The organism is Christiangramia forsetii KT0803, from assembly GCF_000060345.1.
GTDB lineage: Bacteria > Bacteroidota > Bacteroidia > Flavobacteriales > Flavobacteriaceae > Christiangramia > Christiangramia forsetii.
In genome coordinates this window covers 3,285,300-3,299,733 of record NC_008571.1, presented here as the reverse complement: position 1 = coordinate 3,299,733, position 14,434 = coordinate 3,285,300, and the positions used below count along the sequence as shown (strand labels likewise).

General features: G+C 36.9%; 17 protein-coding genes. 12 read left to right on the top strand and 5 right to left on the bottom strand.

Features of this window, described 5'->3' with window-relative positions; all coding sequences use genetic code 11:
* Window positions 1-14: 14 nt before the first annotated feature.
* Together GFO_RS14820 and GFO_RS14815 are read right to left on the bottom strand one after the other, a co-directional pair.
* A complete protein-coding gene (locus GFO_RS14820) occupies window positions 15-2,018 on the bottom strand; it encodes a fumarate reductase/succinate dehydrogenase flavoprotein subunit (RefSeq protein WP_011710994.1) in 2,004 nt (667 codons plus the stop codon).
* A gap of 3 nt (window positions 2,019-2,021) precedes the next feature.
* On the bottom strand, window positions 2,022-2,738 hold the full coding sequence (locus GFO_RS14815) for a succinate dehydrogenase cytochrome b subunit (RefSeq protein ID WP_011710993.1): 717 nt from the start codon (window positions 2,736-2,738) through the stop codon (window positions 2,022-2,024).
* Window positions 2,739-3,004: 266 nt separating this feature from the next.
* On the opposite strand from GFO_RS14815, the gene GFO_RS14810 reads away from it, so the two are divergent.
* From GFO_RS14810 to GFO_RS14800, 3 genes are read left to right on the top strand one after another with little or no spacing between them, the layout of a single operon-like run.
* On the top strand, window positions 3,005-3,514 hold the full coding sequence (locus GFO_RS14810; protein WP_011710992.1) for a DinB family protein: 510 nt from the start codon (window positions 3,005-3,007) through the stop codon (window positions 3,512-3,514).
* Between the two features lie 14 nt (window positions 3,515-3,528).
* The gene (locus GFO_RS14805) at window positions 3,529-4,449 is read left to right on the top strand and encodes a DnaJ C-terminal domain-containing protein (RefSeq protein ID WP_011710991.1); all 921 of its coding nucleotides are present in this window, start codon (window positions 3,529-3,531) and stop codon (window positions 4,447-4,449) included.
* Window positions 4,446-4,736, top strand: a complete 291-nt coding sequence (locus tag GFO_RS14800) for a chaperone modulator CbpM (protein ID WP_011710990.1) — start codon at window positions 4,446-4,448, stop codon at window positions 4,734-4,736. Before GFO_RS14805 ends, GFO_RS14800 begins: the two co-directional genes overlap by 4 nt.
* Before the next feature lie 13 nt (window positions 4,737-4,749).
* On the opposite strand, the gene GFO_RS14795 is transcribed toward GFO_RS14800, so the two are convergent.
* A complete protein-coding gene (locus GFO_RS14795) occupies window positions 4,750-5,274 on the bottom strand; it encodes a GNAT family N-acetyltransferase (protein ID WP_011710989.1) in 525 nt (174 codons plus the stop codon).
* Window positions 5,275-5,406: 132 nt separating this feature from the next.
* Here GFO_RS14795 and GFO_RS14790 point away from each other — a divergent pair, with 132 nt between their 5' ends.
* From GFO_RS14790 to GFO_RS18035, 3 genes are all read left to right on the top strand, one after another.
* Window positions 5,407-6,699: an aminopeptidase P family protein gene (locus GFO_RS14790; RefSeq protein WP_011710988.1), complete on the top strand. Its 1,293-nt coding sequence runs from the start codon at window positions 5,407-5,409 to the stop codon at window positions 6,697-6,699.
* A 477-nt stretch (window positions 6,700-7,176) separates the two neighbouring features.
* Complete coding sequence (locus GFO_RS14785; protein ID WP_011710987.1) at window positions 7,177-7,956, top strand: alpha/beta fold hydrolase; 780 nt, start codon at window positions 7,177-7,179, stop codon at window positions 7,954-7,956.
* Window positions 7,957-8,155: 199 nt separating this feature from the next.
* Entirely contained in the window at window positions 8,156-8,281 is a 126-nt protein-coding gene (locus tag GFO_RS18035; protein ID WP_262489187.1) for a hypothetical protein, read from the top strand.
* A 6-nt stretch (window positions 8,282-8,287) separates the two neighbouring features.
* On the opposite strand, the gene GFO_RS14775 is transcribed toward GFO_RS18035, so the two are convergent.
* Complete coding sequence (locus GFO_RS14775) at window positions 8,288-8,743, bottom strand: hypothetical protein (protein WP_011710985.1); 456 nt, start codon at window positions 8,741-8,743, stop codon at window positions 8,288-8,290.
* Window positions 8,744-8,815: 72 nt separating this feature from the next.
* Between GFO_RS14775 and GFO_RS14770 the strand changes: the two genes are divergently transcribed.
* Window positions 8,816-9,697 carry a hypothetical protein gene (locus GFO_RS14770; RefSeq protein ID WP_011710984.1) on the top strand — a complete coding sequence of 294 codons (882 nt, stop codon included), beginning with the start codon at window positions 8,816-8,818 and terminating at the stop codon, window positions 9,695-9,697.
* On the opposite strand, the gene thiL is transcribed toward GFO_RS14770, so the two are convergent.
* Entirely contained in the window at window positions 9,694-10,749 is a 1,056-nt protein-coding gene (thiL, locus tag GFO_RS14765) for a thiamine-phosphate kinase (protein WP_011710983.1), read from the bottom strand. The genes GFO_RS14770 and thiL overlap by 4 nt on opposite strands.
* 224 nt (window positions 10,750-10,973) lie before the next feature.
* Between thiL and GFO_RS14760 the strand changes: the two genes are divergently transcribed.
* The 5 genes from GFO_RS14760 to sufC are packed head-to-tail and all read left to right on the top strand — an operon-like array spanning window position 10,974 to window position 14,423.
* Complete coding sequence (locus tag GFO_RS14760; protein ID WP_011710981.1) at window positions 10,974-11,303, top strand: HesB/IscA family protein; 330 nt, start codon at window positions 10,974-10,976, stop codon at window positions 11,301-11,303.
* Window positions 11,304-11,341: 38 nt separating this feature from the next.
* A complete protein-coding gene (locus GFO_RS14755; protein WP_173362638.1) occupies window positions 11,342-11,731 on the top strand; it encodes a four helix bundle protein in 390 nt (129 codons plus the stop codon).
* A 38-nt stretch (window positions 11,732-11,769) separates the two neighbouring features.
* On the top strand, window positions 11,770-13,215 hold the full coding sequence (sufB, locus tag GFO_RS14750) for a Fe-S cluster assembly protein SufB (protein ID WP_011710979.1): 1,446 nt from the start codon (window positions 11,770-11,772) through the stop codon (window positions 13,213-13,215).
* A 19-nt stretch (window positions 13,216-13,234) separates the two neighbouring features.
* Window positions 13,235-13,621, top strand: a complete 387-nt coding sequence (locus GFO_RS14745; protein WP_041250406.1) for a hypothetical protein — start codon at window positions 13,235-13,237, stop codon at window positions 13,619-13,621.
* A 49-nt stretch (window positions 13,622-13,670) separates the two neighbouring features.
* Window positions 13,671-14,423 (top strand): Fe-S cluster assembly ATPase SufC, encoded by a 753-nt coding sequence (sufC, locus tag GFO_RS14740; protein ID WP_011710977.1) that lies wholly within the window; start codon window positions 13,671-13,673, stop codon window positions 14,421-14,423.
* Window positions 14,424-14,434 lie beyond the last annotated feature (11 nt).

Below are 14,434 nucleotides of genomic sequence, written 5' to 3'. Positions count from 1 at the left end.
CTCAAATCTCAATTCTATTTATAACTCCTTGTTTTTACCTGAATATTTTCATAATCTAAATCTTCTTTATGAAGAATAGCATCTGCGGGATTACCTGTGTATTCCCAGGCTGCTACGTACATAAAGTTCTCATCATCACGCATCGCTTCCCCTTCTTCGGTCTGGTATTCTTCTCTAAAGTGACCACCACAGGATTCTTCCCTATGCAATGCATCTTTTGCAAATAATTCACCCAATTCAAGGAAATCTGCCACACGACCTGCTTTTTCAAGCTCAGCATTCATTTCCATCGTATTTCCAGGAACTCGCACATCTTTCCAGAATTCTTCACGAAGTTCTTTGATCTCTGTAATTGCTTCTTTAAGACCTTTAGCATTTCTTGCCATTCCAACCTTATTCCACATAATCTTACCAAGAATTTTATGAAAGTGATCTACAGATTTTGTTCCTTTTGTATTGATGAATTTTTCCAGTCTCTCACGAACTTCAGTTTCTGCAGCATCAAATTCAGCAGAATCTGTCGGGATTGTTCCGGTTCTAATATCATCAGATAAATAGTTTCCTATAGTATATGGTAAAACGAAATATCCATCAGCAAGTCCTTGCATCAAGGCAGAGGCTCCAAGTCTGTTTGCTCCGTGATCTGAGAAGTTTGCTTCTCCAATCGCGTAACAACCAGGAATTGTAGTTTGAAGGTTATAATCAACCCAGACACCACCCATGGTATAGTGTACCGCAGGATAAATCATCATTGGAGTTTCGTATGGATTTTGATCTACGATCTTCTCATACATCTGGAAAAGGTTACCATATTTGGCCTCCACAACTTCTTTTCCTAATTTTTTAATTTCAGCATCAGAAGGATTGCTAATTTTCCTGGTAGTCGCAGCTTCTTTACCATAACGCACGATGGCTGCACTAAAATCAAGATAAACTGCTTCTCCTGTTTTATTTACTCCGAAACCTGCATCACAACGTTCTTTGGCTGCTCTGGATGCGACATCACGTGGCACCAGGTTACCAAATGCAGGATATCTTCTCTCTAAATAGTAATCTCTTTCTTCTTCTGAAAGCTCTGTTGGTTTTTTCTTCCCGGCTTTAATAGCTTCAGCATCTTCTTTTTTCTTCGGAACCCATATTCTACCATCATTCCGAAGTGATTCAGACATCAGGGTCAATTTAGACTGATGATCTCCTGAAACCGGAATACAGGTTGGGTGGATCTGCGTAAAACAAGGGTTCGCAAAATAAGCGCCCTTTTTGTGTATTTTCCAGCCAGCAGTGACGTTACTTCCCATGGCATTAGTAGAAAGGAAGAATACGTTCCCATATCCTCCTGAAGCAACTACCACTGCGTGAGCTGAGTGTCTTTCAAGTTCCCCGGTTACCAGGTTTCTTGCGATAATCCCACGGGCTTTTCCATCAACTTTTACAATATCAAGCATTTCATGCCTGTTGTAAGATTTGATCTTTCCACGGTTGATCTGGCGATTCATTGCTGAATAGGCTCCGAGCAATAGCTGTTGTCCTGTTTGTCCTTTTGCATAGAAAGTTCTTGAAACAAGAACCCCACCAAAAGAACGGTTATCAAGAAGTCCACCGTATTCACGGGCAAAAGGAACTCCCTGAGCCACACATTGGTCAATGATATTTCCTGAAACCTGAGCAAGTCTGTAAACATTGGATTCTCTGGAACGATAATCGCCTCCTTTTACAGTATCATAGAAAAGACGGTAAACAGAATCACCATCTCCCTGATAATTTTTTGCTGCATTTATCCCTCCCTGAGCTGCAATAGAGTGCGCTCTACGAGGAGAATCCTGATAACAAAATGTTTTTACATTATAGCCAAGTTCAGCAAGCGTTGCTGCGGCACTACCGCCGGCAAGTCCTGTTCCCACAACGATCACGTCTATATTACGTTTGTTGGCAGGATTAACCAGGTCTATAGAATTTTTATGATTGGTCCACTTTTCTGCCAATGGGCCTTTAGGTGCATTAGATTCAAATATTCCCATAGCTTAAATTTTTTCTAGTACAAAGTGAATATAAAAAGGGATCACTGCGAATGCCAGAGGGACTAAAACCGCAAAAGCATAGCCAAACTTTCTGATAAACCCATTGTACTTAGGATGATTAACACCAAGTGACTGAAATCCGCTGGCAAAACCATGAGACAGGTGAAAACCAATTGCCAACATAGCTAAAGCATACGCAATAGCCCAAATTAGCCCGTACTGAGCATCTTGAAAAGTTTTGAGCGTCAAAGTGTAAAGATCTTTTACTTCTTCTCCGTTTGCAGTAGTATAAATTGTTTCATCAAGTCCGCCAAATTTCATTTCTCCCCAGAACATCGTCATATGAATTACAATAAATGCAAGAATGACAGTTCCCAGGATCCCCATATTTCTGGAAGACCACATGGTGTTTGTTGAGGGTTTAAAACTTACATAACCGGTAGGTCTTGCTTTACGATTATTAATTGTAAGCATTATTCCATCAATAGCATGGAAAATAATACTGAGGTAGGTGATATAAGATAATATCTTAACCGCCGGATTCGTCGTCATGAATAGTGCATATTCATTAAACTGATCTTTAGCAGCTTCTGTTACCGGTAACAACAATTGTAAATTTCCGAATAGGTGACCTACTAAAAACAGGCACAGAAAAAGGCCTGTGAAAGCCATCCAGTATTTTTTCGCCAATGATGACTTTAAAAGCGCAGATTTCGCCATAAATGTTTTGAATTATTTAGATAAAGTGCCGCAAAAATACGCTTCCTTCTAATTTTTAACAAACTTTGGAGTTCTTTTTAGCCACTATTTAGAACTAATTTAAAGTAGCGGATAATTTGTTGAACCTTTGAGTGAGAGTGGCTTGCAGATTAGGCCTTTAAACAATTCTTAAAGTAATCATCTTAATGAATAATCTTTGTTTTAGCAAAAGCTTAACTGCAGTAAAAAGGCAATTTTCGTAATTTCCTATTTCATTTATCCCTACGATGAAAAACAGAACTGAAAATATAATTAAATCTCTTTCAGAAGTTTTTGAAGGTGAACCGTGGTATGGTGATTCGGTAATGCGGAAGCTTGAAAATGTACCCTATGTGATAGGATACAAAACCTGCAATCCAGAATCTCATAGTGCTGCTCAAATTGTTGGACATTTAATTGCCTGGAAGACTTTTGCTATTGAAAAATTAAAATGTAACGACGAATTTTCAATCGAGATTGATACCGAAAAAGACTGGCCTGATATTAAAGTGCATACCCAGGAAGAATGGGAGGCTCTAAAGCGCAAACTTGTTGCTGCACAAAGCGAGATATATAAGTGTCTTAATAAGAAAGAGGATGATTCTTATCTTGAAGAAAAAGTGAATGGTAAAGATTATGACTTTTATTCTTTATTGAATGGAGTTATACAGCATGATATTTATCATCTTGGTCAGATTGGTCTAATAGAAAGTCAGCTTAAGAAAAAAGAAATGAATCCGGGAATCTTTAGGGATTAAAATAGTTATAGTTAATGAGCTTCATAGATTACTACAAACTTTTAGAAATTGATAAATCTGCTACCAAAGCTGATGTCAAAAAGGCCTATAGAAAACTAGCGCGTAAATATCATCCAGATTTAAACCCGGATAACAAAGAAGCCCAGGCAAGATTTCAACAGATAAATGAAGCTCATGAAGTATTAAGCGATCAAGAAAAGCGCAAGAAATATGATGAATACGGAAAAGACTGGAAGCATGCAGATCAATTTGAAGAAGCAAAGAAACAACAGGCAGCTTCAGGTGGATTTGGAGGAGGCTTTGGGGGGAGTGGTCAATCACGATCCTATTCCGGAAATTTTGATGATGATACCTTTTCAGATTTTTTTGAACAAATGTTTGGGGGCAGGGCAAGGGCTGAAGGAGCTCATCGCAATGCACATTTTAAGGGACAGGATTTTAACGCTGAACTTCAGTTAAGATTAAGTGATATTTACGAAAGTCAGAAACATACCCTTACCGTAAATGCTAAGAATATTAGAATTACGGTGCCAGCCGGTGTAGAGAATGGTCAAACTATAAAGATTAAAAGTCATGGTGGTCCTGGAATTCAGGGTGGGCCTAAAGGAGATCTTTTTATAAGCTTTAAAATTCTAAACGATACTTCTTTCCGAAGAGAAAAAGAGAATTTGTATTCTACGGAAGAGATTAGCCTAAGTACAGCTACTTTAGGCGGAGAAATTCAGGTAAAGACTTTTAATGGAAAAGTAAGTCTTAAGGTAAAGCCAGGAACTCAAAATGGCACTAAGGTGAAATTGAAAGGGAAAGGTTTTCCGAAGTATAAAATGAAAGATCAGTTTGGGGATTTGTATATTACTTATAAGGTGAAAGTGCCGGAGCATTTAACTGAGAGGCAAAAGGAGTTATTTCATGAACTTAAAAAAACAGGAATATGAAAAAAGAAGACTTAATTCCTGCAGAAGAAATTTGTAGTCGCTACAAAGTAGAACGCCAGTTTGTAAGCTCACTTTCTGAGAGTGGAATTTTAGAGATAGTTATTATAGAGGAGACTGAATATGTACATTGCGATCACCTGGCAGATTTTGAAAAAATGATGCGTTTACATCGTGAATTAGACATTAATTTGGAAGGACTGGAGGCTATAGATCACTTGCTTCGGCAGATAAAACAACTTCAAAAAGACAATATTCGTCTAAAAAACAGACTGGGAATTTACGAATAACAGTAGGTTAAAGTCAAAGCTCTTTGTAATAAAGCATCAGTTCTTTAGGGTCATTTGGGATTTTAATTTTTTCCTGAAACTCGAAACCTAATTTCTTTAATAAATTTCTGGATCCTGTATTTTCTTCCAGGGTAATAGCGCTTAATTCCTTTAATTTGAATTCATTTCTGGCAGCTTTCATCAGTACGCTGGCTGCTTCAAAAGCATAGCCCATTTTCTCGAATTCCGGCATGAAAGCAAATCCAATATCTATGCTATCCAGGCCTTCCCGGTCAATGAGGCCACAGGTGCCAATTTTTCTTTGATCAGATTTTCTAATTACGGTATTATTGGAGAAACCTAACCTTGTAAGTTGTGTGTGCATTTTTGCAGAAATATATTTTTCAGCATCTTTAATACTACAGATATTCCTATCTCCAATGTTTTGAAGCCATTTCGGTGAATTCAAAAGCTGGAATATAAATTCTGCATCATCAAGTGAGGTGGGTCTAATGAGAAGTCTTTCAGTTTCGAAAGACTTGTAATTTTCTAGTTGCATTGATGGATTGATAAAATGATAGTTGATTCCATCTAAATTAGTAAAAGTCTGTATTACTCTAAATTTTAAATCGCTTTTATAGCTTTTACGTTTAATTCCTTTTAATTTTGAAAAAATTGAAAAGATTTATTTATGAAATATGATAGAATAGATTCGAAACTCTTTATAAAAAACCGCAAAAACTTCATGGAGAAGATGAAGCCAAAAAGCCTGGCTGTTTTCAATTCAAATGACGTTTATCCAATAGGTGCCGATAGTACCATGCCTTTTCAGCAAAATCGTGATATTTTTTACCTGAGTGGGGTAGATCAGGACGAAAGTGTATTGGTTTTATTTCCCGATGCTCCTGAGGAAAAGCATCGTGAGATTCTTTTTCTAACGGAAACCAATGAACATATTGCTGTTTGGGAAGGGGCGAAGCTTACAAAAGACGATGCTTTTGATGTAAGCGGTATAAAAACTGTTTACTGGATGAAAGATTTTGAAAAAGTCTTTTTTGAGGTGATGACGCAGTGTGAAACGGTTTATTTAAATACAAATGAACATTATAGAGCAAATCATCAAACTGAAACAAGAGATGATCGCTTTATAAAATGGTGTAAAGAAAAATATCCTGCCCACCAGGTAGCAAAAGCAAATCCTATTCTACAAAGATTGCGTTCTGTAAAAGATCCTATTGAATTAGATCTTATGCAAAAGGCATGTGATATTACCGATAAAGCTTTTAGAAGAACCTTGAAATTTGTAAAACCCGGGGTTTGGGAATATGAAATTGAAGCGGAATATTATCATGAAATGATAAGAAATCGTTCTAAAGGTTTTGCTTATACGCCTATTATCGCCAGCGGTAATAATGCGAATGTGTTGCACTATATAGAAAACAGGCACCAGTGCAAGGAGGGTGATCTTATTCTTCTGGATACGGGTGCGGAATATGCAAATTATTCCAGTGATCTTAGTAGAACCATTCCGGTTTCTGGAAGATATACAGACCGCCAAAAGCAGGTTTATAATTCGGTAAATAAAGTAAAGAAAGACGCGACAAAAATGTTGGTTCCGGGAACAATGTGGAAAGAGTACCATGTTGAGGTTGGGAAAATGATGACTTCAGAATTGCTTGAGCTTGGCTTACTGGATAAAGCTGATGTTCAAAATGAAGATCCGGACTGGCCAGCTTACAAAAAGTATTTTATGCACGGGACTTCCCACCATATTGGTCTGGATACGCATGATTACGGAATTTTGACTGAACCTATGGAAGCAAATCAAGTGTTTACCGTAGAGCCGGGGATTTATTTACCGGATGAAGGTTTTGGAATTAGACTGGAAGATGATGTGGTGATCCAGGAAAAAGGAGAGCCGTTTAATTTGATGGGGAATATACCAATAGAAATCGAAGAAATAGAGGATATTATGAATTCCTAACTCTGGTTTCTTAAGGAAAATTTAAACAATAATATTTACCGCGAATTCCTGAATTTTTATTCCTGGGTTCGCGGTTTTTTTGGATTTCTCATGGAGAGGTTAATCATCAAAAGCTTGCCTCGAATTTTGAAATTATTTTTCACTCCTAGCTCGTAGAATTTTCTAAATTTTCTTGATGTTTAGATATGGGCGTATAAAACTCCTCACTTCTTAGATTTATTACAAAAGTTGAATAATTTATATTTTTTACTGGCCTACCGAAAGTTTATCGTAAAATTTAAAGTGAAAGCGCCGTAAAATTTTAAGCTGTTTGAGCAAAATGAAATATTATAAACATATTGAATATTCCTAGCGAGTTCTTAAAATTTAGGTGGTGAACGATAAATTCAGATAAAGTTTCGTGAGCCTAGATTTTTTTGGTTACTTTTTTTATCAATGAAAAAAAGTAATGAAGATGCTTATTAAAACAATATTGGATTGAGCGAAATAAATCATAAAAACGGAAAAATATATTATAAAATTCAGGGAGCAGGTAACAAAGTCCCATTAGTTCTCTTGCACGGATTTCTAGAAGATTCCGAAATATGGAATCCAATGGTGAAAGACCTCCAAAAGGAACGGCAGATTATTTGCATTGATCTACCCGGTCATGGAAATTCCGAAGGAATTGCAGAGGTACATAGCATGCGGCTTATGGCAGATGTGGTTCGGGAGGTGTTAAAAACGCTTGGAATAGAGGAGGTTAGTATAGCCGGGCATAGTATGGGAGGTTATGTTAGTTTGGAATTCCTTAAAAATTTTCCTATGATGATAAAGAACCTAATGTTGATTAATTCAACACCGGTTGAGGATACTGTGGAAAAGCAAAAAATTCGGGAAAGATCTGTGAAACTGGTCGGGAAAAATAAGGAGGCTTTTGTAAGCATGGCGATTTCTAATCTTTATTCTGAAAAGAGTAAAATAGAATTTGCTTCAGAAATTGAATTTTTAAAGTCCCGGGCATTCAAAATGAAGGCTGAAAATATACAAGCTGCTCTAAACGGTATGAAAAATCGTATGAATTATTTGGAAGAGCTGAGACGCTTTTCAGGCCAGAAAATTATTGTTGCCGGAAAACAGGATCCAATATTGGAAATCAATGAAATATCAAGGCTTTCCGATGATTGCGACTGTGAGTTCCATGAAATGGAAAACGGTCACAATTCGTATATGGAAGATATGAACAATTTAAGAACAATTATGCATTTCATCGATTAATAAATGCGTTTTGTCGAACTATTAACTTTTTTTTATAATTTAGTAATCTAGAAACCAGAAATTTAACCTTAATATGAAAAAACTGAATCCTACCTTATTTTCATTTGCAAAGGTTTATTGCAACATTTTCGGACACAAGTTAAGAGTGTCTAAAGACATCACGAACCATGTGCATGAGTATCAATGTAAAAAGTGTGGCATGGAAATGACAGATACAGCCGATGGATTTTTGGCTCGATTAAGTCCGAAATTTAAAGAAACCAACAGGTACCTTGCTCAAATACATCAAAAGCGAAAGCGTGTATTTGTGGCTAAAGCTTCTTAATTTTATTTATTCTTCCCGGTATTCTACAATTCTCTGATCGGTTTCAAAATTATAGCCTACAAATACTGGAGTTATATCTTCGGTTATATACTGAAAAAGTAATTCATCGTAAACATTCGTAGATCCTACTTCATAACAGATGACCCATATTCTTTTAATATTTTCTCTTGGAGTAATTAGCACTCCATTTTCTTTATAGCCTTTGACACTATATTCGGAAGTATGATAATTTTTATTTCTGCCGGATGCTGTCCCGTATGGGTAGTTAATTTGTTGGTTATATCCATTGGTTTGAAATACTGTCACCTTGTAATCTATGACTTTTGTTGAGTCTGCAGCATACGCCCTTACGTTGTATATATAATCCCGTTCGGTTGTTAGATCTTTAAAATCATACAGGTTTTCTTTACTACAGGAGGTGAGAACAAAACAGCCTAGAATAAAGTAAAATATATTCTTCAAAATATTGATTTTCCTGCAATCTATTAAAAATGATTATACTTGTAGGAGCCCATCAATCATTAAAATACCACCTTGAAGTTTTCTGTTTTTCTTCCTCTAATTTTATTCTTGATTTTTTCTTCCAAATCTACAGCCCAGAACAATGATTTTGAAGCCGGTCTTTTTAATATTGGAATTGGCAGTGTATTAGGTGGAGTTGGAGCGATCATAAATAAAGAACCAGAACAGAAACTTGGAAAGACATTGCTTAAAGGTTTAGGGCAGGGAGCTCTTGGAGGTTACCTGGTTTTTGAAAGTAAACGGCTGGTTCGGGAATTTGCCAAATCTGGAAACTACGATTATGTCTGGCCTTCTAAAATTGTAAATTCTGCAGGGACTTCTATTATTGAAAATGCCGCGGCCAATCGCGACTTCTGGGCTCGCTGGCATTTAAATATTGGGTTTAACCGTATTGAAGTCAATACCAAGGAAAATTTTAAACTGAGTTACCGAATCATGCCTTTTGATCTTGCGGCGACTGCCTATCAATCTATTAACGCAAGTCCTGATTGGAAAATGAGTATGAGAGTGGGGACCTTTGTGTTTCATACAGATGTTATAAACGATGATGCCCGTTATAGTGGGGTAGCTTTTGGAAATAGTATAAAACTTTTGAAAGGTATTTCAGGAAATACAGCGCTGGCCCATGAAATAATTCACACATACCAGTATGAGCAATTATCGGGCTTCAATAGCTTTTTATTTGACTTTGAGAAAAAGTATAAAAATAAAATCGCGCAGAAGATTCCAATAGTGGAAATCTATAACAAAATCTTTTATACAGATTATAATTTGATTTTGAATTCTATAATAGGTTCGATAGCAAACCCTAACGAAGATACAAGTGGTTTTATAGAGGCTGAAGCCAGGTATTTTGGTTCATCAGAAACGATAAATGATATTCGTTATAATTAGTCCTCCTTATTTTCCATAGAATTCCAGCCCCTTGCGATTAATGGTAGTTTTTGATTGGCACGGGTTACGAGATGCATACCTTCATTTTCTTCAGTCATATGCCCAATAACCGTTAAATGTGGATTCCCTTTAATTTTATCATAATCATCTTGTGAGATGGTAAATAACAATTCATAATCTTCGCCTCCACTTAGTGCAACCATGGTGCTGTCTATTTCAAATTCCTCACAAACTGAAATTACCGCAGGATCCAAAGGAATTTTTTCTTCGAATAGATTAGCACCTAATTTAGAATTCTTGCAAAGGTGTATTACTTCAGAAGAAAGTCCGTCGCTAATATCGATCATAGATGTTGGTTGAACCTCAAGTTCTTTAAGTAATGGAGGAATATCCTGACGGGCTTCCGGTTTCAGCTGTCGTTCAATCAAATAAGTGTATTGATCCAGGTCTGGTTGGGAGTTTGGATTGGCTTTAAAAACCTGCTTTTCGCGCTCTAAAACTTGTAGTCCCATGTAAGCGGCACCAAGATCCCCAGATAAAACCAGAAGATCATTTGCTTTAGCGCCATTACGATAGGTGATTTCTTCTTTTTCGGCAATCCCAATAGCGGTAACACTAATCATTAAACCTGAAGTAGACGAAGTGGTGTCTCCGCCAATAACATCAACATTATAAAGTTTTGCTGCCAGTTGAATACCTGCATATAATTCTTCTAGAGCTTCTACCGGGAAACGATTTGAAGCCGCAAAAGAAACGGTTATTTGGGTAGCAGTTCCGTTCATCGCATAAATGTCTGATAAATTTACCATGACTGCCTTGTAGCCTAAATGTTTGAGTGGCATATAAGCCAGATCAAAATGAACTCCCTCCACTAAGAGGTCTGTGCTAATAAGGGTTTGCTTGTTCTTGAAATTTAGCACGGCCGCATCATCACCTATAGCTTTGATTGTGGATTCCAGTTTTGGACTAAAATTCTTGGTAAGATGATCTATTAAACCAAATTCACCTAATTCTGAAAGGTTTGTTTTGCTTTCCTGACTATTATCAAACATGCAATTGAATTTTAAAATGCAAAAGTACAATTATATAATTCAATCAAGAAGAATGGAGCAAAAGCATTATGGACTGAAAAACCTTGTTTTAGATGGAGAAAATCAGCTGGATTTTTTGATTGGTAGGCTCTATGATTCAATTCTTAAAACATATGCTTAGTCTATGGTAAAACACATGCTTTGTAGTATATTTGTGCTCAATTTAGAATTAATCTTTATAGCTTATGATTAAAGTTAGCGAAGAGGCTAAAACGAAGATTTCCACCCTGATGACTGAAGGAGGTTTTAATCCTGAAGCCGATTACGTTCGTGTTGGTGTAAAGAGTGGTGGTTGCTCTGGTTTGTCTTATGAATTGAATTTTGATAAGAGTCAGGCTGAGGGCGACAAGATCTTCGAAGACAATAGTGTGAAAATTGTTGTAGATAAACGCAGTGTGCTGTATCTAGCCGGAACCATTCTTGAATATTCAGGAGGTTTAAACGGTAAGGGTTTTGTTTTTAATAACCCAAATGCACAACGAACCTGCGGATGCGGTGAAAGTTTTTCATTATAAATGATTCAAAATTCAGGATTCAAAATTTAAGGTTGAAGATGGGGAAGCTTGAAAATTTTGAAGATCTTGAAATTTGGAAGATGGCAAGGGAGGTTTGTAACGATATATTTAAAATTCGCGAGGAAAGCCCGTTAAAGACCGATTATCGTCTTTATGATCAAATAAATGCTTCTTCAGGTTCTATAATGGATAATATAGCTGAAGGTTTTGAGAGAAATGGGAATAGGGAGTTTATTCAATTCTTGTCAATAGCAAAAGCATCGTGTGGAGAAACACGTTCACAATTGTATAGAATAATGGATCGTAAATACATTGAAAGGAATGAATTTGATGTATTGTTGAATAAATTAAAAAGTCTAAGTATGCAGATAGGAGGTTTTATGAAATATTTGCAGAAAAGTGATTTTAAAGGTAGTAAGTTCAAATAGTTTTGAGTTTTAAACCTTAAATTTTGAATTAAGAAAACATGGCATATACTGAAGACGATTTAAAGAAAGAGCTTGAAACCAAGGAATATGAATATGGATTTTATACAGATATAGAATCTGATACTTTTCCTGTAGGCTTGAACGAGGATATTGTGCGAGCAATTTCGAAGAAGAAGGAAGAACCGGAATGGATGACCGAATGGCGCCTGGAAGCTTACCGCGCCTGGGAAGATATGATTGAACCGGAATGGGCCAATGTGAAATACCCTAAACCGGATTTTCAAAATATCTCTTACTATTCAGCTCCGAATAAAAAACCGAAGTACGATAGTCTTGATGAAGTAGATCCTGAATTACTGGATACTTTTAAGAAATTGGGGATATCTATAGATGAACAGAAGAAACTTGCCGGTGTTGCAGTAGATATAGTAATGGATTCAGTTTCTGTTACTACTACTTTTAAAAAGACCCTGGCTGAAAAAGGAATTATTTTCTGTTCAATTTCAGAAGCTATTAAGGAACACCCGGAATTAGTGAAAAAATATTTGGGTACTGTAGTTCCTAAAAAAGATAATTTTTATGCTGCTTTAAATTCTGCAGTATTTAGTGATGGTTCTTTCTGTTATATTCCGAAAGGGGTACGTTGCCCGATGGAACTTTCTACATACTTTAGAATTAATCAGGCTGGAACCGGACAGTTCGAGAGAACGCTGGTGGTGGCAGATGAAGATAGTTATGTAAGTTACCTGGAGGGTTGTACTGCTCCGTCTCGTGATGAAAATCAGCTTCATGCCGCCGTGGTAGAACTCGTGGCATTAGATGGTTCTGAGATTAAATACAGTACTGTTCAAAACTGGTTTCCAGGGAATAAAGAAGGTAAAGGAGGAGTTTTCAACTTTGTTACTAAAAGAGGACTTTGCGAAGATAACGCCAAGATCTCCTGGACTCAGGTGGAAACAGGATCTGCGGTAACTTGGAAATATCCAAGTTGTATTTTAAAAGGAGATAATTCTGTAGGAGAATTTTACTCTATTGCAGTAACTAATAACTGGCAACAGGCCGATACCGGTACGAAAATGATTCACCTTGGTAAGAATACCAAGAGTACGATCATTTCAAAAGGTATTTCAGCGGGACAATCTCAAAATTCCTATCGTGGATTGGTGCAAATTAACGGAAGAGCGCATAATGCAAGAAACTTCTCGCAATGTGATTCCCTGTTAATGGGCAATAAATGTGGAGCCCATACCTTTCCATATATCGAGGTTAAAAACAAGTCGGCTCAGGTAGAACACGAGGCCACTACAAGTAAGATTGGGGAAGACCAAATTTTCTACTGTAACCAGAGAGGTATAGATACCGAAAAAGCGATTGCACTTATCGTAAACGGATTCAGTAAGGAAGTACTGAATAAGTTGCCAATGGAATTCGCTGTGGAAGCACAAAAATTACTTGAAATTTCATTAGAAGGTTCAGTTGGATAAAACCAACGCTATAATTGCTATGAAGAAGTTATTTGGATTACTGATATTGAGTTTGACTCTTTTATCCTGTCAGGATGAAGATCGTAAAGAGCTCATGGATAAACCACAGACTGAAAAAGTTCCGGATAGTATCCAGGTTCTGGAAGGAGAGTTTGTTTACAGTGCTGAGGCTGCTGTGATGAGGGGAGAGAATTTCGTTTACGGTGTTACCCTGGATTCTATGTCTAAAGTTCTTTCAAAGAAAATAGCACCTTTAAAATCTGATGATTTTGAAATGATACCGGTGACGATTAAGGCTCAGATAAAGCCTAATATCGCACAGGAAGGATGGGAAGAAATGATAGAGATTATAGAGATCATTGAAGTCCCCGAAGGAGCAAAAGTGTTAGACACTATAAAAGATTAAAAAGAAAAAATTAAATCCATCTGCCAAGGCAGATTCAGAATTGATAAACATGCTTAAAATAAAGAATTTACACGCTAGCATTGAAGATAAAGAAATCCTTAAAGGAATAGATCTTGAGATCAACCCGGGGGAGGTTCATGCAATCATGGGGCCTAACGGTTCAGGAAAAAGTACTTTATCTTCAGTAATTGCAGGAAGGGAAGAGTATGAAATGACCGAAGGAGAGATGATCTTTGAAGGAGCAGATCTTCAAGAATTGGATCCTGAAGAAAGAGCACACAAAGGAATTTTTCTTTCTTTTCAATATCCAGTGGAAATTCCGGGAGTTTCAGTAACAAACTTCATTAAAACGGCTATCAACGCTCAGCGTAAAGCGCAGGGGAAAGAAGATATGCCGGCAAATGAAATGCTGAAGATGATCCGTGAAAAATCTGAGATGTTGGAAATCGACCGTAAATTTTTATCTCGTTCCCTTAACCAGGGATTTTCCGGAGGTGAAAAGAAGCGTAACGAAATTTTCCAGATGGCAGTGTTAAACCCTAAACTGTCTATTCTTGATGAGACAGACTCAGGTTTGGATATTGATGCTTTAAAAGTAGTGGCAAATGGAGTTAATAAGCTAAGAAGCGAGGATAACGCCGTGTTGCTTATTACTCACTACCAAAGGTTATTAGATTATATCGTGCCAGATGTGGTGCATGTGATGGTTGATGGTAAGATCGTGAAGTCAGGTGGAAAAGAACTTGCACACGAACTTGAAGAAAGAGGTTACGATTGGGTAAAGCCGGAAAAAGCGGTTTAAATAATTCAGGA